The sequence below is a fragment of the Actinoplanes sp. CA-131856 genome (assembly GCF_050956135.1).
Lineage (GTDB): Bacteria > Actinomycetota > Actinomycetes > Mycobacteriales > Micromonosporaceae > Actinoplanes.
In genome coordinates this window covers 3,186,716-3,210,838 of the sequence record NZ_CP191849.1, presented here as the reverse complement: position 1 = coordinate 3,210,838, position 24,123 = coordinate 3,186,716, and the positions used below count along the sequence as shown (strand labels likewise).

At 70.8% G+C, this 24,123-nt stretch carries 22 protein-coding genes and 2 pseudogenes; 11 read left to right on the top strand and 13 right to left on the bottom strand.

Features of this window, described 5'->3' with window-relative positions; all coding sequences use genetic code 11:
- Window positions 1–85: 85 nt before the first annotated feature.
- Window positions 86–619: pseudogene (locus ACQP2X_RS15095) on the bottom strand (alkaline phosphatase PhoX); the annotation flags it as partial.
- 166 nt (window positions 620–785) lie between these two features.
- Between ACQP2X_RS15095 and ACQP2X_RS15090 the strand changes: the two are divergent.
- Complete coding sequence (locus tag ACQP2X_RS15090; RefSeq protein WP_498697405.1) at window positions 786–1,868, top strand: FAD-dependent oxidoreductase; 1,083 nt, start codon at window positions 786–788, stop codon at window positions 1,866–1,868.
- Here ACQP2X_RS15090 and ACQP2X_RS15085 read toward each other — a convergent pair.
- Window positions 1,823–2,731 (bottom strand): AraC family transcriptional regulator, encoded by a 909-nt coding sequence (locus ACQP2X_RS15085; protein ID WP_498697403.1) that lies wholly within the window; start codon window positions 2,729–2,731, stop codon window positions 1,823–1,825. The two genes, ACQP2X_RS15090 and ACQP2X_RS15085, sit on opposite strands and share 46 nt — an antisense overlap.
- Window positions 2,732–2,850: 119 nt before the next feature.
- Between ACQP2X_RS15085 and ACQP2X_RS15080 the strand changes: the two genes are divergently transcribed.
- A complete protein-coding gene (locus ACQP2X_RS15080) occupies window positions 2,851–3,147 on the top strand; it encodes a putative quinol monooxygenase (protein ID WP_498697402.1) in 297 nt (98 codons plus the stop codon).
- Window positions 3,147–4,100: an alpha/beta hydrolase fold domain-containing protein gene (locus ACQP2X_RS15075; protein WP_498697400.1), complete on the top strand. Its 954-nt coding sequence runs from the start codon at window positions 3,147–3,149 to the stop codon at window positions 4,098–4,100. The genes ACQP2X_RS15080 and ACQP2X_RS15075 overlap by 1 nt, the downstream gene beginning before the upstream one ends.
- Here the strand turns inward: ACQP2X_RS15075 and ACQP2X_RS15070 are convergent.
- Window positions 4,088–5,815, bottom strand: a complete 1,728-nt coding sequence (locus tag ACQP2X_RS15070) for a DEAD/DEAH box helicase (RefSeq protein WP_498697399.1) — start codon at window positions 5,813–5,815, stop codon at window positions 4,088–4,090. The two genes, ACQP2X_RS15075 and ACQP2X_RS15070, sit on opposite strands and share 13 nt — an antisense overlap.
- A gap of 78 nt (window positions 5,816–5,893) precedes the next feature.
- Here ACQP2X_RS15070 and ACQP2X_RS15065 point away from each other — a divergent pair.
- From ACQP2X_RS15065 to ACQP2X_RS15040, 6 genes and pseudogenes are all read left to right on the top strand, one after another.
- Window positions 5,894–6,309: pseudogene (locus ACQP2X_RS15065) on the top strand (amino acid permease); the annotation flags it as partial.
- A 23-nt stretch (window positions 6,310–6,332) separates the two neighbouring features.
- Window positions 6,333–6,464, top strand: a complete 132-nt coding sequence (locus ACQP2X_RS15060) for a hypothetical protein (RefSeq protein WP_498697398.1) — start codon at window positions 6,333–6,335, stop codon at window positions 6,462–6,464.
- A complete protein-coding gene (locus ACQP2X_RS15055) occupies window positions 6,461–7,450 on the top strand; it encodes an acetamidase/formamidase family protein (RefSeq protein WP_498697396.1) in 990 nt (329 codons plus the stop codon). Before ACQP2X_RS15060 ends, ACQP2X_RS15055 begins: the two co-directional genes overlap by 4 nt.
- On the top strand, window positions 7,447–8,187 hold the full coding sequence (locus ACQP2X_RS15050) for an SDR family NAD(P)-dependent oxidoreductase (RefSeq protein WP_498697394.1): 741 nt from the start codon (window positions 7,447–7,449) through the stop codon (window positions 8,185–8,187). Before ACQP2X_RS15055 ends, ACQP2X_RS15050 begins: the two co-directional genes overlap by 4 nt.
- Before the next feature lie 184 nt (window positions 8,188–8,371).
- On the top strand, window positions 8,372–8,614 hold the full coding sequence (locus ACQP2X_RS15045) for a hypothetical protein (protein WP_498697392.1): 243 nt from the start codon (window positions 8,372–8,374) through the stop codon (window positions 8,612–8,614).
- Window positions 8,615–8,909: 295 nt separating this feature from the next.
- On the top strand, window positions 8,910–9,611 hold the full coding sequence (locus ACQP2X_RS15040; RefSeq protein WP_498697390.1) for an Ltp family lipoprotein: 702 nt from the start codon (window positions 8,910–8,912) through the stop codon (window positions 9,609–9,611).
- A gap of 5 nt (window positions 9,612–9,616) precedes the next feature.
- Here ACQP2X_RS15040 and ACQP2X_RS15035 read toward each other — a convergent pair whose 3' ends face one another.
- The 9 genes from ACQP2X_RS15035 to ACQP2X_RS14995 all read right to left on the bottom strand — a co-directional run bounded on the left by ACQP2X_RS15035 (window position 9,617) and on the right by ACQP2X_RS14995 (window position 19,088).
- Entirely contained in the window at window positions 9,617–10,252 is a 636-nt protein-coding gene (locus tag ACQP2X_RS15035; RefSeq protein WP_498697389.1) for a hypothetical protein, read from the bottom strand.
- 11 nt (window positions 10,253–10,263) lie between these two features.
- Entirely contained in the window at window positions 10,264–11,079 is an 816-nt protein-coding gene (locus ACQP2X_RS15030) for a DMT family transporter (RefSeq protein ID WP_498697388.1), read from the bottom strand.
- Between the two features lie 193 nt (window positions 11,080–11,272).
- Window positions 11,273–11,815, bottom strand: coding sequence for a hypothetical protein (locus ACQP2X_RS15025; protein ID WP_498697387.1), 543 nt, complete (start codon window positions 11,813–11,815; stop codon window positions 11,273–11,275).
- 49 nt (window positions 11,816–11,864) lie between these two features.
- Complete coding sequence (locus ACQP2X_RS15020) at window positions 11,865–12,443, bottom strand: dihydrofolate reductase family protein (RefSeq protein ID WP_498697385.1); 579 nt, start codon at window positions 12,441–12,443, stop codon at window positions 11,865–11,867.
- Window positions 12,440–12,580, bottom strand: coding sequence for a hypothetical protein (locus ACQP2X_RS15015; protein ID WP_498697384.1), 141 nt, complete (start codon window positions 12,578–12,580; stop codon window positions 12,440–12,442). The genes ACQP2X_RS15020 and ACQP2X_RS15015 overlap by 4 nt, the downstream gene beginning before the upstream one ends.
- Window positions 12,573–13,607 carry an alpha/beta hydrolase gene (locus ACQP2X_RS15010; protein ID WP_498697382.1) on the bottom strand — a complete coding sequence of 345 codons (1,035 nt, stop codon included), beginning with the start codon at window positions 13,605–13,607 and terminating at the stop codon, window positions 12,573–12,575. The genes ACQP2X_RS15015 and ACQP2X_RS15010 overlap by 8 nt, the downstream gene beginning before the upstream one ends.
- A gap of 26 nt (window positions 13,608–13,633) precedes the next feature.
- Window positions 13,634–15,163: a peroxidase family protein gene (locus ACQP2X_RS15005; RefSeq protein WP_498697381.1), complete on the bottom strand. Its 1,530-nt coding sequence runs from the start codon at window positions 15,161–15,163 to the stop codon at window positions 13,634–13,636.
- A gap of 122 nt (window positions 15,164–15,285) precedes the next feature.
- Window positions 15,286–15,783 carry a DUF6985 domain-containing protein gene (locus ACQP2X_RS15000; RefSeq protein WP_498697379.1) on the bottom strand — a complete coding sequence of 166 codons (498 nt, stop codon included), beginning with the start codon at window positions 15,781–15,783 and terminating at the stop codon, window positions 15,286–15,288.
- Window positions 15,784–15,800: 17 nt separating this feature from the next.
- Window positions 15,801–19,088 carry a beta-L-arabinofuranosidase domain-containing protein gene (locus ACQP2X_RS14995; RefSeq protein ID WP_498697377.1) on the bottom strand — a complete coding sequence of 1,096 codons (3,288 nt, stop codon included), beginning with the start codon at window positions 19,086–19,088 and terminating at the stop codon, window positions 15,801–15,803.
- A 163-nt stretch (window positions 19,089–19,251) separates the two neighbouring features.
- Here ACQP2X_RS14995 and ACQP2X_RS14990 point away from each other — a divergent pair, with 163 nt between their 5' ends.
- Together ACQP2X_RS14990 and ACQP2X_RS14985 are read left to right on the top strand one after the other, a co-directional pair.
- Window positions 19,252–20,475, top strand: coding sequence for a VWA domain-containing protein (locus ACQP2X_RS14990; RefSeq protein WP_498697375.1), 1,224 nt, complete (start codon window positions 19,252–19,254; stop codon window positions 20,473–20,475).
- Window positions 20,475–21,203 carry a peptidase gene (locus ACQP2X_RS14985; protein ID WP_498697373.1) on the top strand — a complete coding sequence of 243 codons (729 nt, stop codon included), beginning with the start codon at window positions 20,475–20,477 and terminating at the stop codon, window positions 21,201–21,203. Before ACQP2X_RS14990 ends, ACQP2X_RS14985 begins: the two co-directional genes overlap by 1 nt.
- 25 nt (window positions 21,204–21,228) lie before the next feature.
- Here ACQP2X_RS14985 and ACQP2X_RS14980 read toward each other — a convergent pair whose 3' ends face one another.
- A complete protein-coding gene (locus ACQP2X_RS14980; protein WP_498697371.1) occupies window positions 21,229–23,964 on the bottom strand; it encodes a helix-turn-helix transcriptional regulator in 2,736 nt (911 codons plus the stop codon).
- Window positions 23,965–24,123: the final 159 nt, after the last annotated feature.

Sequence of the window (24,123 nt, the reverse complement as noted above, 5' to 3'; positions counted from 1 at the left end):
GAACAGGTGACGGCCGTCGGCCGTGTCCGCTCGGCTCGTACCGCCAGACCTGCCCGTTCTCGCCGTCGCCGGCCTCGCTGGCCACGAAGGTGACGCCGCCGCCGGTCCAGGCCGAGCCCTCGAGGCCGAGGAACCGGCAGCCGCCCTTGGCCCGGCCCTGTGAGTAGACCGAGCCCGGGTTCTCCTCGGCGTCGGACGGGTCGGGCTCGTCGATGTCCACCCAGTGGGTGTCGAGCACCTGGCCGACCCGCTGGCCGGTCGCCGTGTCGTACTCACGGTCGCCGGTGACCGCGAGCATCTGCAACCGGCCGCCGGCCGCCAGGTGACCGGGCCGGCGCGGCACGAAGCGGTAGAAGCCGTCGCCGGGGTCGCCGTTGTCCTCGGTCATGTAGACGATCCCGGTGCGCGGGTCGACCGGGGCCGTCTCGTGCTCGAAGCGGCCCATCGCCTTCAGGGGCACCGCCTCGACCGGCCCGCGCGCGGCCGACGGCACCTCGAAGACGTACCCGTGCGGCTTCTCGAAGCCGGCGCCGACGCCGTCGGTGGTCTCCTCGCAGGACAGCCAGGAACCCCACGGTGTCGGCGCGCCGCTGCAGTTGGCGAGCGTGCCGTTGAGCACGAGGAAACTCTCCAGCAGCCGTCCCGACCCGATGTCGTAGAGCGACGAGGTGCACCCGGCCGGACACGGTGGACCTCATGGGTGAACCAGGGGAATCCCTTTCCTGTCAGCGCCGTGTGCGGGCCGTGTCAGGGCCCTGCAAGCGGCGCGCGCCAGCCTTTCACCCATGAACACACCAGTCACCATCGTCGGGGCCGGGCTCGGCGGCCTGACCCTCGCCCGTGTCCTCCAGGTCAACGGCATCGAGGCCGTCGTGTACGAGGCGGAGCGCTCCCCGGACGCCCGGGCGCAGGGCGGCATGCTCGACATCCACGACTACAACGGTCAGCCCGCGCTGGAGGCGGCCGGTCTGATGAAGGAGTTCCGGGCCGCGGTCCTGCCCGGCCGGGAGGCCTACCGGGGTCTCGCCACCGACGGCACGCTGCTGTTCGACAAGGCCGACGACGGCACCGGCGGGCGGCCCGAGGTGCAGCGGGGCGACCTGCGGCGGATCCTGATCGACTCGCTTCCGGCCGGAACCGTGCGCTGGGGCCACAAGGTCGACGGGGTGCGCGCGCTGGGCGACGGCCGCCACGAGCTGAGCTTCGCCGGGCGCGGCAGCGTCACCACGACCCTGCTGGTGGGCGCCGACGGGGCCTGGTCGCGGGTCCGCCCCCTGCTCACCGGAGCCGTCCCGGTCTACGCGGGCACTTCTTTCATCGAGACTTTCCTGTACGACGTGGAGAACCGTCACCCGGAGCTCGCCCGAGTGGCCGGCCCCGGGACGACCATCGTGTCCGACTTCGCGGGCCGGCAGATCAACGCGCACCGGGAGGCCGGCGGAACCCTGCACGTCTACGCCGAACTGACCGAGCCGCTGGCGTTCTTCGAGAGCGCCGACGTCACGCGGATCGCCCGGGAATTCGCGGGCTGGGCGCCCGAGCTGCTGGCGTTCATCACCGAGAGCGACACCGCACCGGTCCACCGGCCGCACTACGCGCTGCCGGCCGAGGGGCTCCGCTGGGACCGGACGCCGGGTGTGACCCTGATCGGCGACGCCGCCCACCTGGCGGCGCCGGACGGCGAGGGCGCCAACCTGGCCATGCAGGACGCGGCCGAGCTGGGCACGGCCCTCGCCGCTCATGGCGGCGACGTGGAGGCCGCGCTCACCTCGTACGAGAAAGAGCTCTTCCCGCGCAGCGCGGAACACGCCGAGGCGGCTGCCTACAAGCCGACCAGGGAGGACATGCTCGAGTTCTTCGCCGTCTGATCGACGGCGAGGCGCGCCGCGTCCCGGCTGGGTGGCACGCCGAACTGGCGGCGGTACTCCCGGCTGAACTGCGACAGGCTGTCGTAGCCGACGCTGCGGCTGACGCCGGTGACGTCGACCGGGCCGGCGGCCAGCAGCAGGCGGGCCTGTTGCAGCCGGATCTGCTTCTGGAACTGGATGGGGCTGGTCGCGGTGACCGCCTGGAAGTTGCGGTGGAAGGCCGACGCGCTCATGCCGGTCAGCCGGGTCAGCTCCTCCACCTGGAACGCGCGGGCGTAGTGGTCGCGGATCCACTGGACCGCGTGGGCGATGTGGGTGAGGCTGCTGTCGGCAAGACCGAGTTGGCGTACGGCAAGACCCTGCTCCCCCGTGACCAGCCGCCACAGAATCTCCTTCTTGACGAGCGGAGCCAGCACGGCGGCGTCACGGGGCCGCTCGATGAGCCGCACCAGCCGCACCACGGCGTCGAGAAGCTCGGGCGAGGCGTCGCTGACGACGAGCCCGGACGGTGTCGTCTTGGAGGCGGGCAGCTCGGCGTGGAGGAGAACCTCGGCGATGGCGGCCGGGCGCAGGATCAGCCCGAAGCCGAGCGCGGGCCGGCCGGGGCTGGCCCGGGTGAACTGCCCGATGACCGGAAGATCGACGGAGGCGACCAGATATTGCCCGGCGCCGTAGTCGTAGACGCGGTCGCCGAGCGCGATCCGCTTGGCCCCCTGAGCAACCACGGCCAGCACGGCACCGGACATCGCCGGTGCGGGCGGCCCGGTCCGGTCGACCTTCGAAATGAGCACGTCCTCGATCGGAGTGCGCTGATCGGGACGGGCATGCCGCTCCAGCAGGTCACGAAGCTCATCGAGCGCCATGGCCCGATCCTGCCAGTGCTGGCAGGATCAGGCAAGAGAGGCGCATCATCGTACAACCGAATCGGCAGTTCAGGCCCTTGAATGGAAGCAAGCCCGAACGAACGACTTGGGAGTATCAGATGCATGGTTTCCGCGCCACGATGACCGCCCGGCCGGGCCGGGGCGACGAGGTGGTCGCGCTGCTGTTGAGCGCGCCGTCGCTGCCGGACCCGGACTGCGCCGTCTTCCTGGTCGGCCGCTCGGCCGCCGACCCCGACGTCATCCACGTCACCGAGGGCTGGACCAGCCGGGAGGCGCACGCGGCGTTCTTCGCGACGGAGCCCGCGCAGACCCTCGTGGCCCACCTCCAGCCGTTGCTGGCCGGCGAGTCCACCTTCAGCGACGAGATCCCCGTAGGCGGAAAGGCGGCCTTCTGATGCGCCCCGCGATCGACCCGGGCCTGCGCGAGTTGCTCGCCGCGATGCCGGCGATGCCTCCACTGAACGCCGGGACCCTCCTCCAGATCCGCCCCTTCGCGGCCCCACCGCCTCCGGCCGCCCTCGCTCGCGCCGACCGGCGGGAGATCGCGATTCCTGGGCCGGGCGGCGATCCGCTGCCGCTGACGATTCTGCGGCCGGCCGCTGTCTCTTCGGCCGCCCCGTGCGTCTATTGGATTCACGGCGGCGGCATGATCATGGGGAACCGCTATTCGCAGATCGACATCCCGATGGAGTGGCTGGAGGCGTTCGGCGCCGTCGTGGTGTCGGTCGACTATCGGCTGGCGCCCGAGGCGCGGGGCAGCGCGCCGGTCGGCGACTGCTATCAGGGTCTGGCCTGGGTCTTCGAACACGCCGCGGAACTGGGCGTCGACGCCGGGCGGGTCGTCGTGGCGGGCGCGAGCGCCGGCGGCGGGCTGGCGGCCGGGGTCACGCTGATGGCCCGCGACCGGGGCGCCGGGCCGATCGCCGGTCAGGTGCTGATCGGCCCCATGCTCGACCATCGCAACGAGACCCCGTCGAGCCGGCAGTTCGCCGGCGGGCCCGGCGTGTGGACGCGCGAGATGAACGAGTTCGCCTGGCGCTGCCTGCTCGGCGACGCACCCGGCGGGCAGGGCGACGACCCCGGCTACGCCTCGCCCGCGGTGGCCGTCGATCTGGGCGGGCTACCGCCGGCCTATCTCGACGCCGGGTCGGCCGAGGTGTTCCGGGACGAGGTCGTCGCCTATGCGAGCCGGATCTGGGCCGCCGGTGGGCACGCCGACCTGCACGTGTGGGCCGGCGGCTTCCACGGGTTCGACGCTCTCTTCCCGGATGCTCCGCTGTCCGTGGCCGCACGTCAGGCCCGTACGGCATGGGTGGGAAAGCTCTTGAAAGGGGCTCAGCGGTTGTAGCGCTCCCGGCGGACCGTAGGGCGTTTGCCCCGGATCGTGGCCCGGGACAGGGCCTTGATGACCCGGTCGGCGGCCGACTCCGGGATCTCGACCAGCGAGAAGCGGTCGGTGATCTGGATGGCGCCGATGTCGCGGGCGGGCAGGCCCGACTCGCCGGCGATGGCGCCGACCAGGTCCTGCGGGCGCAGGCCGGAACGGCGGCCGATGCCCACGAACAGGCGGGTCACGTCGTCGTCGGTCGGGCGGTGGCGGCGGTCGGGGCGCGGGCCCCGGTTCTCCTGCTGTTCGCGGCGCGGCGGCAGCGGGGACGGGATCTCCTGCTCGTCGATGTCGCCGCCGGCCGCCTCGTGGAGCAGCTTCACCGCGGCCAGGGCCACCTGTTCGAGGTCGTGCTCGTCGGTCAGGGAGTCGATCACCACGCGGAAGCGGTCGAGGTCGTCGGCGTCCATGGCCTCCTGCAGCGAGGCCCTGGTCAGCTCGAGGCGCCGGGCCCGCAGGTCGGTCACCGTGGGGAGCTTCTCGAGCGGGATGCGGCGGCCGGTCAGGCGCTCGATCGCCTTGAGCATGCGCTGCTCGCGGGGCTCGGCCAGGCTGATCGCGACGCCCTCGCGACCGGCGCGGCCCACCCGGCCGATGCGGTGGACGTACGCCTCGGGGGCGGCCGGCACGTTGAAGTTGATCACGTGGGTGAGCTGTTCGACGTCGAGGCCGCGGGCGGCCACGTCGGTGGCGACCAGCAACTCGGTGCTGCCACCGCGCAGGCGGCCCATCACCCGGTCGCGCTGGTCCTGGCTCATGCCGCCGTGCAGGGCCTCGGCCCGGTAGCCGCGGCCGTTCAGCGTCTCGGTGACCTGGTCGACCTCTTCGCGGGTGCGGCAGAAGACGATGGCCGCGGTCGGCGCCTCGACGTCGAGGATGCGGCCCAGGGCGGCCGCCTTGTAGGCGCGGGCCACGATGTACGCGCTCTGGCGCACCAGGGGCAGTTCGCCCGGGGTGGGCTCCTCGCGGCCCATCGTGACCCGGACCGGCTCGCGCAGGTGGCGGCGGGCGATCGCGTCGATGCGGGGCGGCATCGTGGCCGAGAAGAGCACGGTCTGCCGCTCGGTGGGCGTCTCGGCCAGGATGGCCTCGATGTCCTCGGCGAAGCCCATGTCGAGCATCTCGTCGGCCTCGTCGAGGACCACGGTCCGTACGTCACCCAGATGAAGCGTGCCCCGGTTGATGTGGTCGAGGACCCGGCCGGGCGTGCCCACGACCACGTCGACGCCGCGCGACAGGGCCTGCAACTGCCGGCCGATGGGCTGGCCGCCGTAGACCGGCAGCACCCGCACGCCCAGCTCACGCCCGTACCGGTGCACGGCCTGGGAGACCTGCTCGGCCAGCTCACGGGTGGGCACGAGGGCCAGCGCGTGCGGCCCCTCGGTCTCGCCACGGGCCGGCGACCTCTCGCCGCGGGCCGGCGACCTCTCACCGCGGGCCGGCGACTTCTCGCCGCGGGCCAGCGACTGCAGTAGCGGCAGCGCGAAGGCCGCGGTCTTGCCGGTGCCGGTGGCGGCCTGGCCGACCAGGTCCTCTCCGGCGATCAGGGGCGGGATGGCCCCGCGCTGGATGGGGGTGGGTTCCTCGTAGCCGAGGCTGACCAGCGCGCGCAGGAGCTCCGGCCGAAGCCCCAGCCCCGCGAAGCCTGCCTCGGGCTCGAACAGGTCTTCGTCCATGCCAGCCAGGATACGAGCCCCGGATTTCGCACTGCGCGGCGGCGCATTTCATCGGCACTTTTCGATTAATGTTCGACCATGGCTCAGGAGGATCTCGAGCAGTTCGGATATCGCCAGGAGCTCAGCCGTTCGCTGAGCTTCACCGACCTGCTCATCTACGGGCTCATCTTCATGGTGCCGATCGCCCCGTTCGGGATCTTCGGCAGCGTCTACAGCGGCTCGGGCGGGATGGTCGCCCGGGCGCGGCATCGCGCCGCCGGTCGGGTTCCTGGCCGGGTGGGTGATCCTGCTCAACACGGTGTTCAACTAATCTCGGCATCAAGATGACGGCCCGGGTCAACCGGATCATGCTGGTGGCCGAGCTGATCATCCTGGCCATCTTCCTGGTGGTCGGCGTGGCCCCTCTCGACCGCTTCTCGTTCAGTCCTCTGTTCAACGCCGGCACGTTCTCCTGGTCGGTGGTCTTAGGCGCGGTGTCGATCGCCGTGCTGACCGGCTTCCTGATCCTGCTTTCGTCGTGATCAACGCGGACGTCGCGGCCCAGACGCTCGGCTTCGCCTGGCTGGGTATCGGCGTCATCGTGCTGATCGTGTTCTACCTGACCGGGCGGCGCCCGACGCTCGCCGGCCTCACCGAGGGGAATCCGTGACCGTTCGTTTCCGTCCCACGCCCGAGCAGCTGTCCTTCACCTTCGGCGGCCGCGAGCCTGTTTTGACAGTGGCGCCCGGCACCGCGGTCGAGCTCTACACCGAGGACTGCTTCGGCGGGCGCGTCCAGACCGTCGACGACCTGCCGTCGGTGGTGTGCGAGTTTCCCTATCTGAACCCGGTCACCGGCCCCATCTTCGTCGAGGGAGCGGAACCCGGTGACACCCTCGCGGTGCACTTCGTGTCGATCACGCCGGCCCGCGACTGGGCCGTCTCGTCGACGTTCCCGCACTTCGGGGCGCTGACCGGCACCCACACGACGGCCACGCTGCACCCGCCGCTGGACGAGGTGGTGTGGCGCTTCGACGTGGACGTCGAGGCGGGCACGGTCACCTATCACGCACGCCGCGGCGACTACAGCGTGGCGCTGCCGCTGGACCCGATGCACGGCACGGCCGGTGTGGCCCCCGCGGCCTTCGAGAGCCGGATGACCATCGTGCCCGACGTGCACGGCGGCAACATGGACACGCCGGAGCTCCGGGCCGGGGTCACCGCCTACTTCGGGGTCAACGTGCCGGGCGCGCTCTTCGCCCTCGGCGACGGTCACTGCCGTCAGGGCGACGGCGAAGTCTGCGGTACGGGCGTGGAGGCGGCCATGACCACGACGGTGATCCTCGATCTGGTCAAGGGCGTCGCGACCCCGACGCCGCGCTTCGAGACCGACGACGCGCTGATGTCGGCCGGCTCGGCCCGGCCGCTCGAGGACGCGTACCGGATGAGCCAGCACGACCTGGTCACCTGGTCGGCCGCCCTGACCGGCCTGGACGTGCTCGACGCGTACCAGCTCATCAGCCAGGCCGGTCAGGCGCCGGTGGGCAACGTCTGCGACCCGAACTACACGATGCTGGCCAAGGTCGACAAGCGCTACCTGGGCCGCGTGACCGCGTACGAGGGGATCCACGCCCGCCTGCGTAGTCTGCGATCATGAGACGCATCCTGGTGACCGGCGCCTCGCGCGGCATAGGCCGGGCGATCGCCGTCGCTTTCGCGGCCCAGGGCGACCGGGTCGCCGTCCACTACGGCTCCGCCCGCGACGAGGCCGTGAAGACCTTGGAGAGGCTTGAGGGTACGGGCCATGCCCTCGTCGGCGGCGATCTGGCCGACCCGGCCGCATCGCGCGAAGTGGTCGCGGCCGCCGTCCGCGAGCTCGGAGCCCTCGACGTGCTGGTCAACAACGCCGCCGTGGCCCCCGGCCCCGGCAACCGCCATTCCATAGCCACGACCTCGTACGAGGACTGGCAGCACCAATGGCGCCACACGATCGACGTGGATCTGCTGGGCGCGGCCAACGTGACGTACACCTTCGCCCATCACCTCATCGAGCGGAAGGCCCCCGGCAGCATCGTCAACGTGGGTTCCCGGGGCGCCTACCGGGGCGAGCCGGACTACCCGGCGTACGGCGCGGCCAAGGCGGCCCTCCAGGCCTTCGGCCAGTCCATGGCGATCGCCCTGGCGCCGCACGACATCGCCGTGACCTCGGTGGCCCCCGGTTTCATAGCGACCGAGCGCCAGCAGGTGGGCGACGCCGTACGACAGCAAAGTCCTTTCGGCCGCGTAGGCACTCCCGAGGAGGTCGCCGCGGCGGTGCTGCACCTGAGCTCACCCGGGGCCGTGTGGTCCTCGGGCGCCGTCCTGGACCTCAACGGCGCCTCCTACCTGCGCTGATGCTGGCCGGCTACTCCGACGACGAGTTGTCGGCGCTCCTCCGACCGGCCCCCGCCGGCCCGGTCGGCGTGGGCGGCGCCTGCTCAGTGCTGGACATCGACCGGGGTGCCGGTCACCCCGCTTCGACCTGTCGGACGCGGAGCGCGAGTTCGTCACGCGCAACGCCGGCCACGACGCCGACTACATGTCCATGCGCCTGACGAACTGGCTGGTCACGACGGCGTGCGGCATCCCGGTGCCTTCTTCGGGGCCGCCCACCGCCCGAGACAGTTACGTGCGCCGCTGCGCGAGCGGCGACATCCCCTCGGTTGTGCCCTCACCCGTCGCGGAGATCCTGGCCCGGCACGCCCCGGCCGCCGCCCGCATGAACGCCTTCTGCCACCGCTTGTTCGACGGCGACATCCACGCTGAATATCCCGGCGGGTAGCACCGTACGCGGCGCAGGCGCCTGACCTGCCACCACAGCAGAACCAGACCGGCGCCCGCGCGGTCGCCACATGGCGGGCCGCAGATCGCTGAAAGCCTCCGACATCGATGGAGGACCGATAAGCCATGGCTGGGGCGCACAGACGGGGTCGTCCCAACGGCTTGCCGAATCGCTGAAAGGTCTTCGGTGAACCGGTCGTGAAGTCACCGTCCATGTACGACTGACGGATCACCCCGGCACCGGCGACATTTAGCCTGATGGCCTGGATAAAGGGCGGAAGCCGAGGAGAATTGTCATGTCCATTCCTGAATACATCGCCCCCGCTCCGGCCAAGAGAATGAGCCGGGGCAAAAAGGCCGCTCTCGTCGGCGGCGGTGTCCTCGCCGGTCTGGTGGTCATCGGCGTCGCCGCCGGCGGAGGAAATGAGGCCCCGGCGTCGGCGCCGGTCGCGGTAGTGACCACCACCGCCACTGGTCAGCCGAATCTGGAAGCGCTCGAAAAAGTCCAGGGCTGCATCGACATGACCACCGGGGCCCGGGCCTATGACCCGGCGCTCTGGGACACCACCCTGTGCGGCGAATACAAGGGCAGCCTGGGCTCCGCGGCCGAGCCCACCACCGAGCCGGCCGCGGCCACGACCTCGCCGGCGCCGGCGCCGGCCACCACCCAGCCCGTGGCCGAGCCGACTGCCGAGCCGACCAAAGAGCTGACCGTCTCGCAGGAGAATGCCGTCGAGAAGGCGTCCGACTACCTGTCGTACTCCGCCTTCTCCCGCTCTGGCTTGATCAAGCAGCTGAAGTTCGAAGGCTTTTCAACCAAGGACGCCACCTTCGGCGTGGACGCGCAAAAGGCCAACTGGAACGAACAGGCCGCCAAGAAAGCGGAGGACTATCTGTCCTATTCCTCGTTCTCGCGCTCCGGGCTGATCAAGCAGCTCAAGTTCGAGGGTTTCACCGCCAAGCAGGCCGCCTACGGGGTCAAGAAAGCGGGACTGTAAGAGGCTCAGCGAGCCGGCCATTCGCCGATTGCCGCGACGGCATGGCCGTTGTCGGCGGAGCACCACCACACGGCTGCCTTGTCGTGGGATCGGGCGTGGACGCCCCGCTCGTGGGTGGGGCATACCGGCCAGGCCGACCACAGCGAGTGCATCACCGCGTCCTGTGTGTCCTCGGCTACCGCCACCAGCGCGGACACCTGGTTGGCGCCTGAATGGGGGAAGACGCCCTGTGCTGTTCCGGTCTCGCCGTCCCAGGTCTGGGCGTACGCGTTTCCGGTGAGGCCCGGCTCGTCCGGGTGGACGCGCAGGTGGCAAGTGTGGGCCAAGCCGGTCGTGGCCACGTCCCGGTTCACCGCCCGCATGGCGTCCTCCAGGCGCGTCAGCCACTGCGGCTCCTCCGTGAAGCCCGGCTCGAAATCGACGGCGGCGAGCACTGCCAGGGCGAGCTCGGCCATGCGGGGGCGAGACGGATCCGCGCACTCCAGGCTCAACGACGCCAGTTCGGCGGCGTCCGGGTCGGCCGGGTTCGTCTCCAGTGCGGCGGCGGACAGGTCGAACGCGTCCGTGCAGGTCACCTTGCCGGACCGGGCCGCGACGTAGACCGTACGGCAGAAGCGGTCGAAGGTTGCGCGATCGTCCATGGCTCCATGATTCAGGTGTGGGCGAGCGCGGCCGGCTCCGGGCGGGGCTCGAGCGTCGTGTCCTGGGCGCGGGCCAGCAACCAGACGCCGGCCGTCACGGCGGCGGCACACACGACCAGGACGAAGACTCCGGCGGTGCCGCCGTGGAAGGTCTGGTCCAGCAGGAGGACGCCGATCAGGGCGGCCGCGGCCGGGTTGGCCACAGTGCCGGTGGCCAGCGGGGCGGCCAGGCCGGCCCGGTAGGAGCGCTGGGTGAACCAGATGGCGGCGGCGTTGAGCAGGGCGATCGCGGCCACACCGAGCGGCCGGCCGGTCAGGTTCAGCAGGGTCGTCTGGGTGATCGCCGACGCCACTCCGAAGGCCACGCCGCCGACGGCGGCGGACGCCAGGGCGGGCAGGTGGGTACGGGTCGCGGCCCAGGCCATGATCGCGACCGCGGCCAGGGTAACGGCCACCGCCTCGCGGGCGGTCAAGGCCTGGCTCGACGAGCCGACGAAGGTGAGCGCGATGGTGAGCGCGACAGTGGTCAGCGCCGTGCCGGCCAGTTCGGTGCGGGTGATCCGGCGCCGGCCGATGAGCGCGGCCGCGACCAGCGTGAGCACGCCGAGGGCCTGGACGAGGGTCAGCGGGCCGTATCGAAGAGCTATGACATGCAGTACGGCTCCGGCGCCGTTGCCGGCCATCGCCAGCCACCAACGGCGGGTGCGGAGCAGGGCTCGTACGGGCTTGTCGGCCACCTGATGCTGGATCCTCGCCCCGAAGGCGTAAGCCACCGCCGAGAGCAGGCACAACACCACCGCGAGGGCCACGGACCAGGACGGGATCATGACAAGAATTCTGGTCGCCGCGCGGCTCGGTGTCGTCGGCCCGTGGCGGTAATCCGCGTACCGCGTTCGCGGTATTGATCGGCGGGAAACCATCGGCGGGGTCATCCCACAGGCGTACCTTGCGAAGGTTTGCGCCAAGAGGCACGGCCGGAACGGCCCGGAGTCCGTACGGTGCCGGCCCCTTGAAACCGGCCTAGTTCCAGTCCTCCCACGTGTAGTACCAGTCGTCGTCGATCCGGTAGGCCGCGACGTCTTTCGGCATCTTCTCGGGCAGCGTGTAGCCGGGGTCGTACGTCAGCGAATCGCGCTTGAACGGATTGACGGTGTCGATCGACAGGTCCGCCTTGCGCAGCCCGCCGTCGGAGCCGTACTCGATGGTCAGCCAATTCACGTCGTACGGAAGGTCGTCGAGCTTGTCGCGCAGCCCCTCGAACCGTTTCTTCGAAGCGTCGTCGAACAGCGCGTAGCCGTTCCCGAACGTGCAGGAGGCGCCAAGATCGTTCGCCCGCTGTTCCCGGCCGTCCGCGTAGGCCCGGCACCAGTCCTGCACCCGCAGAAAAGTGACGTGCTCCTGGGCCAGCGCCTCCAGAACGGGCAATGACTTCCCGGCCTCGTCGTACGCGACCACCTGTTCCCCCGGCTCGCCGCGGTGGGACACGAACACGACCCCCAGCGCCACCATCGTGATGAAGACGAGGACAAGGGATCCCAGCGCTACTCCCGGTTTCACCGACACGCCGCGATGGTAGAAGGCGTCAGCCAATGCCGCTGACCACTATGGACGGCTAGTGGGCAGTGGGGCGGTAGACGAGTTCGAGCGTGTGGCCGTCGAGGGTCCGGCTCTCCAGCAGCTCGAGGTCGAAGTCGCCCGCGCCACCGAGGATCGGGCTGGTGCCGGTGCGGCCCGAGACCACCGGGAAGATCGTCACCTGGAGGCGGTCGACCAGGCCGGCGGCCATCAGCGCCCAGTTCAGCGACAGGCTGGCCTGCGAGCGCAGCGGCACGTCCGACTCCTTCTTGAGCCGGCGCACGATGTCCACGGCGTCACCGCTCGCGATGGTCGCGTCGGGCCAGCCGAGCGTGTCGGTCAGCGTCGACGAGATCACCGTGGCCGGCGCCCGCATCGTGCGCACGTTCCACTCGTCGAGCGCGTTCGGGTCGATGCCCGACGACATGATCTGCGCCATCTCGCGGAAGGTGGTCGCACCGTAGACCATCCGCTGCTCCGTATCGAAGATCGCCGCCCGGCGCGCGAGCAGCTCCGGACCCTGCTTGCTCCAGTAGCCGCCCCAATCGGCACCCTCGGCGTACGAGCCGTAGCCGTCGAGCGTGGAGAAGACGTCCCAGGTGTAACTGGCGGTCATGGCAGTTCCCTTCTCGTTCGGTCGTCACCTGCTCCACGAACGGCGGCGGGGCTTTCCGACAGGCCGGCGGTCAGGACGGCCGTCACGGCGAACGAAAGCTGGGCCAGGGCGTCGACCAGCTCGTCCGTCTCAGTCATCCGCTGATGACAGGCGGTGGGCGAGCCAGGACACGGCCTGCGGATAGCGGTAGTCGATGCCGCCGTGACCGGCGGGGAACAGCTCGAAATGGATGCGGTCGGCCGGGACGCCGATGCGCTCCAGCCCGGCCCGGAACGCCTCGGCGCCCAGATCGAGGAACCATTCGTCGCGGGTGCCGGCGTCGATCCAGATGGCTTTCTGCGAGCGCAGGGCGTCGGCATAGCGGTCGATCATCCGGATCGGGTCCCAGGCCAGCCACTTCTCCCACAGCGCCGGAATGAGCTGCCCGGTGCGCGAGTCGAACGGCAGCTGCGGGGTGCCGTCCTCGGCCGGCGAGAAAGCGGCCGCACAGCCGAGGATCAGCGTCAGCAGGGTGTCGTGCTCGGCGGTGAAGGCGATGCGGCCGCGGAAATCGGACCACCATTGCTGAATGTCGTGGTCGTAGTCGCGCAGCGCCCGGGTCGCTTTGGCGAACTCGTTGAGATAGCAGTACTCGTACAGCGCGTCCCCCGCGTGGGTGGCCAGCGCGCCGAAAAGGTCGGGCCGCAACATCGGGGTGATCATCGCCCCGAAGCCACCGGACGACTTGCCGCTGATGGCGCGGGACCCGGGCGCCGCGATCGTCCGGAAGCGCCCGTCGACCCAGGGAACAACTTCATCGCAAAGATAGGAGTGGTACGCCCCGGTGCCCACCGAATCGACGAACTGCGATCCGCCGTACGCCGTCCAGGCGTCCACGTAAACCAGAATGCACCCGGGCGCCTCACCCCGGGCGAACACCTGGTCGGCGGTCTCGATGAACGGCTGCCGGAACGGCGTACGGTTGGCCCACATGGCGACGTGCCCGCTGTAGCCCTGAATCACGTAGATGGCCGGATAGCGCGACGATCCCGCTTCATAGCCGGGTGGCGTATAGACCCACAGCGGCCGCTCGTGCGGATCGCCCAACGGGTTTCCCCGCAGCAGCGCCGAGTCGATCGTCTCCCGATGCAACCGGCCGGACAGCTCGTGACTCCAAGGCAACATCAACCGAGTAGATCACGGCTGGCAGCTCACGCAACCCCCGCGAACGTGAGCAGATCGGTCATCGTGAACGGCCCACCGCGGGTGCCGTCGCGGCGCGGCAGGTCGGGGGTCCAGCCGGGCACGTTCCGGTACGACTGCGGGTCGGCCTTCAGCAATCCGAAGAACACCTCGGCCACGATGCGGCTGCCGACCTGGCCGAGCCGCTGACCGTGATGCTGGATCAGCGCCTCCTTGAGCACGTAGTACCAGAGCGGGGTGCTGTCGCGGAAACCCAGCGGGTGCAGCTCGGCCGTCTCGGCCGGCGTGAGCGGGGTGTAGTGGAACCGCCGGGCGATCTCCTGGCCGGAGGCGAGGCCGTGCTGGAGGTGCCGTTCGAGGTTGCGGCCGGCCAGCGATCTGAGATCGTCGTCCGGCCCGACCAGCCCGGGACCGACCGGCAGGTCGAAAAGAGGCGAGGAGAGGTACGGGTCGATGCGCTTGTTCCGTTTGACCTTGTCGACCACGGCGCCGCTGTCCTGCTTGATCTCCTTGGTGCCGAAGTCGAAGAAGTTGTCCCACTCGACGAACCGGCGCGGCGCCCGCCGCCCGCCGCGGAGGTCGTTCGGGTCGCCCTCACGCGCGTCGACCCGGCGGTCGAAGATCGGCGCCCCGAAGCCGGCGTTGAGCATGTAGCCGGGCCGGATCTGGCTGTGCCCGAACCGGTAGGCGGCGACCTGGAACTCGCGCGGGATCTTCTCGGTCATCTCGTCCCGGTAGACCTTCGGGCCGTTGCTCTCGACGGCGGCGAAGACGACCGGGTCGAGGGTGGCGGCCAGGAACTGGTTGACCACGATCCACTGGTAGTGCCGCCGGACCGAGCACTGGGCCCACTCGAACAGCTTGCCCGGCCGTTCCATGGGGTCGAGAAGGGCCAGGTCGGCCGCGCGGGTGACGGCCAGGTGATCGGTGACCTCGTTGTGGAAGCGCAGGAAGGCCAGGTGCAGCTGCGAGATGATGACGTTCTCGTCGTTGCGCGGATCGGCGATGATGGCCCGTTGCTGGCTGGTCCGCGGCAGGTCGCGGGGCGCGTCGAAGTCGATGAGGAACTTGATCGGCGCCGCCCGGTCCAGCTCGGACGCGCGGTCGTACAGATGACGGTCCTTGTCCGGCCCCCGCCCGTAGACGCTGTCCAGATCGAAGAAGCGGCTGCGCAGGTTCGGGCTCTTCGTCTGCCCGCACCGGATCGGCATCGGATCGAAGGTCAGGTCGTGGTCGATGAACTGCCCGAGAAAGGTGAACCCGACGGTCATGTCCGGATTCGGGTTGTCGGGGTTGCGGATCGGGTTGGCGTCGATCGGGTTGGTGACCGTGATCCGGGGATCTTTCGCGTCCATCAGCCCGTCGCGGGCGCCGAGCAGGCGGACGTTGTGGATGTTCGTGTCGGTGCAGAGGGCGAAGGGATCCAGCTCGGGGAACATCGTGTTGAAGTCGTCCGGCTCCTCCTCGGCGACCTCGCAGCAGAGCGCATCCTGCAACATGTGAGCGTCTTGAACCGGCGGCCGTTCGATCAGATCCATGGGAACTCCTGCGAGAAGTCGAATCGGGCGAAAGCCGTAAATCGCGCCCGGCTGAGATCAGCGTAGGGCGGGCCCGGATCGCAGGGGGGCCGATGGCCGGCCCGCTGAGTCGGAAAGGCGACTCAGCGGTAGACGACGTCGGTCAGTGACGGGTCGCCGTAGGCGGAGGCGTTGGTCAGGTGGCCGTCGTACGGGCCCACTTTGGTGATCGTGCGGCCCTCGCGGAAGACCAACTGGAGGCCGTGTTCGGGTTCCCAGGCGCACTCGCATTCCAGGGACACGTACACGCGGCGGTCGGTGTACGTGTCGCGGGAGACCGTGGGCTCGCGGCCCAGCGTGATGTGGTCGAGGACGTCGTCCGGGCCGGCGATCTCGACATCGACGTCGTCGGTGGTCTCGGCCACGTCGCGGTAATAGGCGAAGATGGCCGGGGCGGCCGCCTCCAGCACCGAGCGGTCCAGGGCCAGGAACGCGCGCACCGCCTCGTGGAAGTCGGCCGGCGCCTCGTCGTCGCCGTAACCGTCGAGGACGATGGCGACCGGTGGCCCGCCGAGCAGGGGAATCTCGACGGGGCCGGCCGTGTGCCATTCCTCGTTCGGGTCCTCGGTGATGTCCAGCATCGCCCGATGATATTGCCTCAGCTATAGGTGGCCTCGAACGAAGCTGTCACCTCGGTTCCGCTGACCGTGCCGGTGGCCTTCACCGTGGCCGTGCCGGACGGGACCGCCGCCGAGCGGGTGTTGAAGGACTGATAGGCGGACTGACCGGGGGCGACCGCGGCTACTGTCTTCGAGCCGTACGCGGTGGTCAGTTCGATGGTCAGCGGAACGCTGTCGGTGTTGCGGGCGGTCACCGCCACATAGACCGTGGTGCCGATGCGCTGGGTGCGGGCCTGCACGTCGACGCTGAGGGCGGCGCCCGGTGACAGCTCCCGGTCGGCGGCGGTCGCGCGGGCCACGATCGTGGTGCGCTCGGCCGCGGTGAAGACGCCGGCCGCCACGAACGCGTCGGCGGTCTGGGTGACGGTCGCTACGAATTGGGCGTGTGTCGCGAAGGGTGCCTTGTCCCAGACCAGGTCCAGGAAGGTCGGGCCGTCGGTGCCGGGTGACGTGACGCCGGTGACCGGCACGTCGTAGTTGGGCAGGCCGTCGTTCCGCTTGCGGTTGGGGACGCCGGTGTCGATCGAGCCGAAGACGACCGACGGCTCGACGCGGCGGAAGTACGAGGACGCCGCTTGGTTGTCGCTGATGTAGTACGGGCGCAGCGAGTAGCCGCCCGTGGTGAACGTCGGGTCGCCGGTCGCCGTCACCGCGCCGGCCGTGATCGCGGCCCGGCCGTAGTCGCCGTCACGCTTCAGGTGGCGGTAGAGGGTGAGCTCGCGCCACTGCGTGCCCGTGCCCATGATCTGAAGCAGGATCGGGCCCCAGAAGATCGCCTGGGTGTCGGGGCGGTCGAGGGCCCGCTCGATCCGGACGCTGAACGGCATCGTGATGTCGACGACGTCGCCGGGCTTCCAGGTGCGGCTCACCGTGGCGTACGAACCGGGAATGGCTTGAATGTTCTGACGAACGCCGTTCACCGCGACCGTGAAACCACGTTTGGCCCACGCCGGAACGCGCAGTTTGAGCGTCAGCGGGCCGGTTCCGTCGATGGTGAGCCGCGTCCGATCCGTACGAGGGAATGCGGTCTCTTGTTTGACTTTGAAATCCCACGTGAGGGTGGACGGGACGTAGAGGTTGACCCAGAGCGTGCCGCCGTCGGCCGATTTGAAGTAGACAGTCTCCTGATATTTCGTGTGGTTCTCCAGGCCCGTTCCGCCGCAACAGGTGCCCGTGTTTCCGTAACTGCGGACCGTGCCCGATCCGACCGGCTGGAAATAGGTGACCTGCGGGTCGCTGGTCGACGTGGTGTCGGCCCGCGACCCGAGGATCATGTTGTAGAGGCCGCGCTCGTAATAGTCCAGATAGGCCGGATCGTGCTCGTGCAGGAAGAGATTACGGGCCAACTTCATGAGGTTGTACGTCGTGCAGGTCTCGGCGCCGCTGGTGGGCACCGTGTTGGCGATGTTCCCGCGGTTCTGGAAAAGCTCGAGGTTGTTGTTCGAGCCCGGGTAATTGCCCCCGGCGCCGCCGTGGGCGAACGTCCGGTGCGGCACCACCATGCCGTAGAAATTCTTGGCCGCCGTGAAGTAGTCCTGACCGCCGCCCTGCTCGAAGACGCGCAGATAGCCGATGAACTGCGGCACGTGGGTGTTGGCGTGCAACCGTTCGGGACGGCGGCGGCCGGGACGGTTCTGCGGGGTGACCACGAGGATGTCGCGGTTCTCGACGGTGGCGCCGAACAGCGATTCGCGATTGTCGAAGGCCTTGGCCGTCTCGAGGTGCTTGTCGTCGCCGGTGAGCGCGGCGATCTCGGGGAAGACCTCGTTGGCGCCGCCGAATTCGCCGCCGATGTAGAGGTCCCACATGTAGTTGAGGTCGTCGCGGGTGAGCGGGCCCTCGTAGTCGGGGTGGTTCTTGTCGCCCACGGTCAGCGCGAGATGAGCCCAGTCGGCCATCTTGGTGACCACGTCGAGGGCCTGGGCGTTGCCGGCGTTGTAGTACGCGTCGAGCAGGCCCCGCATGATCTTGTGCTGGGTGTACCAGGGCGCCCACGTGTTGGTCTGCGCGTTGCCGCCGTAGACGGCCCAGCGCGGCGGGCCGAGGCGCAGCACCGCGTCCTCGGGGATGGCGCCCAGATAGCCCGGGAAGGTGGGCACCCAGTCGGCCGGGCCCTCGGTCGAGGCGGCCACCACGCCGGCGTCGCGGCCGTTGGGCGAGGAGTCCTTGAGCGCCGTGCCGCCGTCCTCCTCGAACCGGTACCAGGCGATGTTCCCGCCGCCGGTGGTCGCGGTCTGCAGGGCCGTCAGCTCGGCCTGAGTGAGCGCCCGGTCGAAGATGTGGAACTCGTCGATGGTGGCGTCCAGGAACGGGTCGCCGTACTGCGACCGGCCGATCCACCGGTTGCCCGGGTTGCCGAGGTTTGACGGGTTCAGCGTCATGTTCGTGTTGGTGCCGGCCGGCTGCCCGTTGACGTACAGCGTGCCGACCCGGCCGGCCAGGGTCACCGCGACGTGCACCCACTGGCCGACCGGCAGCGCGGTGGTGCCGTTGATCTGCTGCTCGCCGCCGGAACCGCCGACCGTGATGGCGAAGCGCGGGACGTTGCCGGTGACCCCGGCCCGCGGGGTCAGGAACATGTTGATCGCGGTGGACTGACCGAAGTCGAACAGGCGGGTCCAGCTCGCGGTGGAGCCGAGGTTGATCCAGGTGGCGATGGTGAAGTCGGTGAGCTGGTTGATCGCCTCCTGGGGCAGCGTGCAGTACTGCGCCGGGGTGCCGCCGTTGAGCCGCAGCCCGGTGCCGATCCGGCCCGGCACCCGGCCGATGGCGGCCGCCGGCTCCTCTCCCCCGCCGCCGCCGGTCTCCATCCGGGCCGTGATGGCGGCCTGGCAGGCGGCCAGCTCGCCGACCATCCAGTCCAGCTTGGTCTTGTAGACGGCCTCGCCCTGGTCGGCGTACGCCTGCGCGAGCGCGGTCAGGTAGTGGCCGGCCCAGTGTCCGCTGAGCAGGCCGCCGTCCTCCCAGCCGCCGGGCACCGCGACGCCGGCCGGGTTGGGGCGGCCGGCCTGGTTGTTGAAGAGCACCACGAAGCGGCGCTCGTCGAAGGCGCGCAGCCAGGCCTTGGTGCGGTCACGTTTCTCCTGGAGCAGACCGGCGCCGAGGCGCACGTCGCCGAGCGGGAACGGCCGAACCGGGGCGGTCGCGCCGGGGCCCTCCGTAGCGGCGAGCGCGGGCACGGACGCCGACGAGAACTCCAGGCCGGCGAAGGCGGCGGTGCTGAGCGTTGAGACTTGCAGGAACTGACGACGGTTGACCGGTGCCATCCAGCTGTCCTTCCGGCGCGGATTACGAAAACCTTTTCGGGATCGTGTCAGCGTGTTTCTTTCATGTCAACGGGTCGTTTCGCGCCGAGCACCGAAACGTTTTCGGTGAGGGCGGAACACCCCGGCGCCGGGCCGGTGTGGACACGCTTTATGATCTTGCCGCGTGATCCATAAAAGACTGTCCATATTGGTATTAGTCGGGTTGATCGCCACATCATGGGTTCTGGGGGCCACCCCGGCCCGGGCCGACGAGACCGAGGTGGCGCCCCAGGTGGAGCTGGTCCTCGACGTCAGCGGCTCCATGCGCGCCAAGGACATCGACGGCCAGACGAGGATCGCGGTCGCCAAACGGGCCTTCGGCCAGGTCGTCGACGCGCTGCCGGAGACCACCCAGCTCGGCATCCGGGTGCTCGGCGCCACCTATCCGGGCGACGACAAGCGGAAGGGCTGCCTCGACACCCAGCAGATCGTCCCGGTCGGCCCGGTCGACACGACGGTGGCCAAGGCGGCCATCGCCGCGCTCAAGCCCACCGGATATACCCCGATCGGCCTGGCCCTGCGGGCCGCCGCGAAGGACCTCGGCGCCGGCGAGGGCGCCCGGCGCATCGTGCTGATCACCGACGGCGAGGACACCTGCACCCCGCCCGACCCGTGCACGGTGGCCCGCGAGCTGGCCGCCCAGGGCACCAAGCTGGTGGTCGACACCCTCGGCCTCACCCCGGACGAGAAGACCCGCAAACAGCTGGTCTGCATCTCCACGGCGACCGGCGGCACGTACGCGTCGGCCCAGAGCGAGCAGGAGCTGACCGACCGGGTGCAGCAGCTGGTCGACCGGGCCGCGCTGCCGCCGCCGGTGACGCCCGCGGTGGTCACCGGCACCGCGTCGTGCGACAAGGCGCCCGTGCTCTCCCCCGGCGTCTTCAGCGACCGGGAGCGGATCGGCGAGCACCGCTACTACCGAGTGTCCCTGCAGGCCGACCAGGAGCTGCGGGCCTCGGTCAGTGTGGCTCTGGACCGCCCGGTGAACCGGGATTACGGCGTACTGCTGAAAGCAGTGACCACAAACGGGCGTGAGCTGGTCCGGGGTCTGGACGCCGCGAGCGGGCGGGCCGACGTCATCTCGGCCGGCCTGCGCTGGTCCGCCCCCGAGCCGACGGACGTCTGCGTGATCGTCAGCAACTCGTTCGCGTCGGCCACCTCGGCCGCCGCCCCCGGCATGCCGCTCGAGCTCAGCATCGACACGGTGGCCGCCTCGACCGCCCCGGACGCGCCGGGACTCGGCCGCGGCTGGCTGCTCCTGCTGGTCCTGGCCGTGGCCGGACTCATCGCCGGCGTCCTGGCCGGCTGGCTGACCCGCTGGTGGGTCGCCACCTGGAGGGAGAACTGATGTCCATTTTCCTGGCCGCCCTGCTGCTGGCGCCGACCGGCGCGGGAAGCGCGGGCACGTCCTATCTGACGGCGACCCCGATCGACACCACCCGCCCGGCCCAGGTCGCGGCGGTCACGGGCGACTACCTCTACTGGTCGTTCCCGGCCACGGCCGGCCAGCAGCCCGACCTGAACGCCAAGGTCACCCTGCCGCCGGCGGCCGACCGGCACGGCTATCAGGCGTGGACGATCGAGGTCTTCGACGGTCTGCGCCGCCGCCAGCCGTGCGTGGCCGGCGAGCAGAGCCCGGTCGTCACCAAGGACGCCACCGAGGTCGCCCTGGGCTGCAAGTTGCGGCAGGTACGCTCGTGGGCCGAGCCGTCGGATCAGGACCCTCTCCCGGGTACGTACTACGTGCGCCTCTCCTCGACGGCACTGCCCGAACAGGACCTGGGCCTGCCGGTGAAGGTGGACCTGACGCTGACCGCCGAGAAGGGCGACACGGGAGCGGACCAGGGCACACTGGCCGCCCCGCTGAACCCGGTCAACCAGCCCGGCACGGTCATGACAGACACGCCCACCCCGGCGCCGTCCGCCTCTGCCGCCCCCGACGATTCGTCGTGGGCGTCGGACCTCGTTCCCGAGTTCTCATCGCGCTGGGTGTGGACGGTCGGCGGCGGCATCCTGGCCGCGATCGCCGGTCTGGTCGGCTTCTCCTTCACGCGCAGGCGCGCCCGCCGTCCGTGACAAGTGTTCGCCCGGGCCGCGGCTCTCACGGCCCGGGCGAACTCGCCGGATCACGGGGCAGGGCCTCCCGGAGCTGGCGGCGTGACGTCACGCCGAGCTTCGTGAAGACCTTGCGCAAGTGCCACTCGACCGTTCGAGGGCTCAGGAACAGGCGCTCCCCCACCTCCGGGTTGGAGAAGCCGTCGCGGGCCAGCACCGCGATCTGCCTCTCCTGCGCGGTGAGCTCGTCATGGACCACGACCTCGGCTGTACGCCGGCGGACCGCCTCGCCCGTGCCGAGCAGTTCCCGGCGGGCGCGTTCGGCGAACGCCTCCAGGCCCATCCCGGCGAACATCTCGTGTGCGGTCCGCAGGTGTTCGCGGGCCTCGGCCGGCCGGCCGCCGGCGCGCAGCCATTCGCCGTAGAGCAGCTCGGCCCGCGCCAGCTCGGCCCGCAGGCCGGTGCGCCCGAGGCGCTCGATCGCCGTACGGAAAAGGGCTGGAGCCTCGTCGCTCAGAAGTGCCCGGCAGCGGGCCAGCGTTCCCTGCCCCCAGTCCGTGTCGCACGGGCCGGTGATCTCGGTCAGGCGGTCCAACGCCTCCTGGGCCACCTCGAGCTCGCCGGCCCGGGCCGCCGCCTCGATCAGCTCGGGCAGCGCCCACTCGGCCACCCAGATCACCGAGATGCCGGAGGCGACCCGGGCCGCCGCCATCGCCTCGGCGAAGCGGCCCAGACCGTTGTTCAGCACGGCCGACGACCACTGGGAGATGGCCACGCCCAGCGCCTCGCCCTTCGCCTCGGCCCGGGCCACCGTCTGGGCCAGCAGCGCCGACGCCTGCGGTTCGCGGCCGCGCAGGGCGGTCAGGCGCAGGCGTACGAATGGGGAAATGGGCAGGCCCAGCGCGCTCGCCACCGCCTCGGCCTCGGTGGCCAGCGCGGCCGCCCGGTCGAGGTCGCCGGTGAAGGAGGTCGCCATGCCGGCCGCGGTCAGGTCGAACGGCAGGTGCGCGAGCGCGCCGCCGGCCCGGACGACCTCGACCTGACGGTCGGAGAGCTCGCGCATGGCGGCGTCGTCCCAGATCGACGGCGGCACGGCGTTGGCCACCCAGCCCCACAGCAGGGCGTCGGCCAGCGGCAGGCCGATCACCAGGGGCGTGGCCCGGCGCAGCAGCCGCACCGCCTCGGAGCGGCGGCCCACCAGCAGCTCGGCGTAGCCGTCGAGGACAAGGTCGAGCGCGCGCGGGCCGCCCTCGCGCGGTGGCATCGCGGCGGTCGACCGGGCGGTCGCCTCCAGCGTCGCGCGGTCGCCCGCCATCAGCGCCGCACCCCAGGCCAAAAGATAGGTCTCACGGGCCAGGTCCATGTCGTACGGCTCCAGCCGCTGAGCCGCGGCGAGCAGGGCACCGGGCGCCTCGCCGGTGCGGCCGGCCGAGAACGCGATGTGCCCGCGGATCAGCTCGGCCCGCGCCCGCGGGAACTCGTCGTCGCCCGCGTCACGCCGGGCCAGATCGGCGAAGCGGCCCGCGGCCTCGAGGTCACCCGCCTGCAGGGTGGCCTCGGCCGCGGCCAGGGCCCGCCGGACGCGCTGCCCCGGGTCGAGGGTGAGCCGCACCGAGCGCTGGAGGAACGCCGCCGCGGCGGCCAGCCCGCCACGGGCCTGGGCCCGTCCGGCCGACCGCTCCAGCTCGGCCGCCACCTCCTCGTCGGGTCCGGCGGCGGCCGCCGCCCGATGCCAGGCCCGGCGGTCGGGGTCGGTGGTCTCGTCGGTGACCTCGGCCAGGGCCAGATGCACGGCCCGGCGCTGTTTCGGCTCGCCCGCCTGATAGACGGCCGAGCGCACCAGCGGATGCCGGAAGGCCACCCGCTCGTCGATGGAGAGCAGCCCGTCGGTGCCCTCGGCCAGCGCCACCGCGGGATCGATGCCGAGCCGCTCGGCCGCCGCCCACACCAGCACCGGGTCGCCGAGGGGCTCGGCCGCCGCGATCAGCAACAGCGTGCGGGTCGGCCCGGAGAACCCGTCGATCCGGTTGAGGAAGCTCTGCTCGATGTGGCCGGGCAGCGAGGCGCCGGCCCGCAGCAGGCCCAGGCCGCCGGCGATCTCGGTCAGCGACAGCCCGCGCGGCAGCTCGACCAGCGCGAGCGGGTTGCCGCGGGTCTCGGCCACGATCCGGTCGCGGATCGACCGGTCGAGCCCGGCATGGGTCAGCGAGCTGAGCAGGGCGTGGGCGTCGTCGTCGCGCAGCCCGGTGATCTCCAGCTCGGGCAGGCCGATCAGCGCCGGCTCCCGCTCACGGCTGGCGAAAAGCAGGGCCACCGACTCGGCCAGCAGCCGCCGGGCGACGAAGCTGAGCGTCTGGGCCGAGGCCCGGTCGAGCCATTGCGCGTCGTCGACGAGACACAGCAGCGGCGTGTCCTCGGACGCCTCGGAGAGCAGACCGAGCACGGCCAGGCCGACCAGAAACCGGTCCGGTGGACTGCCACTGCGCAGCCCGAGCACGGTCTCGAGGGCGCGGCGCTGCACGCCGGGCAGCCGGGGCAGCAGGTCGAGCAGCGGCCCGCAGAGCTGGTGCAGGGCGGCGAAGGCCAGCTCCATCTCCGACTCGACGCCGGCCGCCCGCAGAACCCGCAGCCCACCCGGCCGCCGGCGGGCATAGTCGAGCAGGACGGTCTTGCCGACGCCGGCCCCGCCGTGCAGGGCCAGGACGCGGCTCTCGCCACTGCGAACGGCAGCGATCATCCGATCGATCGCGGCGCATTCCTGGCGCCGTCCCAGCAGCTCCACCCCGCCATCCTCGTCGAACCCGGACGGGATGAGAATCGTGCGTAAGTCGGATCACATGGCTTCCCCTCCGCGCCGAAGCACGGAGCCCCGTGCGGGAACTGGCTGGTCGACGTGGCGGCCCCAGCGACGGTGCCGACTGCGGAGCGGCGATCAGCGGAC

Excerpts from the sequence above, each read along its gene's own strand:
- ACQP2X_RS14995 (WP_498697377.1), bottom strand. The coding sequence starts at position 19,088 with ATGGCACCGGTCAACCGTCGTCAGTTCCTGCAAGTCTCAACGCTCAGC.
- ACQP2X_RS15085 (WP_498697403.1), bottom strand. The coding sequence starts at position 2,731 with ATGGCGCTCGATGAGCTTCGTGACCTGCTGGAGCGGCATGCCCGTCCC.
- ACQP2X_RS15075 (WP_498697400.1), top strand. The coding sequence starts at position 3,147 with ATGCGCCCCGCGATCGACCCGGGCCTGCGCGAGTTGCTCGCCGCGATG.
- ACQP2X_RS15070 (WP_498697399.1), bottom strand. The coding sequence starts at position 5,815 with ATGGACGAAGACCTGTTCGAGCCCGAGGCAGGCTTCGCGGGGCTGGGG.
- ACQP2X_RS15050 (WP_498697394.1), top strand. The coding sequence starts at position 7,447 with ATGAGACGCATCCTGGTGACCGGCGCCTCGCGCGGCATAGGCCGGGCG.
- ACQP2X_RS14985 (WP_498697373.1), top strand. The coding sequence starts at position 20,475 with ATGTCCATTTTCCTGGCCGCCCTGCTGCTGGCGCCGACCGGCGCGGGA.
- ACQP2X_RS15040 (WP_498697390.1), top strand. The coding sequence starts at position 8,910 with ATGTCCATTCCTGAATACATCGCCCCCGCTCCGGCCAAGAGAATGAGC.
- ACQP2X_RS15090 (WP_498697405.1), top strand. The coding sequence starts at position 786 with ATGAACACACCAGTCACCATCGTCGGGGCCGGGCTCGGCGGCCTGACC.
- ACQP2X_RS15015 (WP_498697384.1), bottom strand. The coding sequence starts at position 12,580 with ATGACTGAGACGGACGAGCTGGTCGACGCCCTGGCCCAGCTTTCGTTC.
- ACQP2X_RS15035 (WP_498697389.1), bottom strand. The coding sequence starts at position 10,252 with ATGGACGATCGCGCAACCTTCGACCGCTTCTGCCGTACGGTCTACGTC.
- ACQP2X_RS15020 (WP_498697385.1), bottom strand. The coding sequence starts at position 12,443 with ATGACCGCCAGTTACACCTGGGACGTCTTCTCCACGCTCGACGGCTAC.
- ACQP2X_RS15030 (WP_498697388.1), bottom strand. The coding sequence starts at position 11,079 with ATGATCCCGTCCTGGTCCGTGGCCCTCGCGGTGGTGTTGTGCCTGCTC.
- ACQP2X_RS15045 (WP_498697392.1), top strand. The coding sequence starts at position 8,372 with ATGTCCATGCGCCTGACGAACTGGCTGGTCACGACGGCGTGCGGCATC.
- ACQP2X_RS15000 (WP_498697379.1), bottom strand. The coding sequence starts at position 15,783 with ATGCTGGACATCACCGAGGACCCGAACGAGGAATGGCACACGGCCGGC.
- ACQP2X_RS15080 (WP_498697402.1), top strand. The coding sequence starts at position 2,851 with ATGCATGGTTTCCGCGCCACGATGACCGCCCGGCCGGGCCGGGGCGAC.
- ACQP2X_RS15005 (WP_498697381.1), bottom strand. The coding sequence starts at position 15,163 with ATGGATCTGATCGAACGGCCGCCGGTTCAAGACGCTCACATGTTGCAG.
- ACQP2X_RS15010 (WP_498697382.1), bottom strand. The coding sequence starts at position 13,607 with ATGTTGCCTTGGAGTCACGAGCTGTCCGGCCGGTTGCATCGGGAGACG.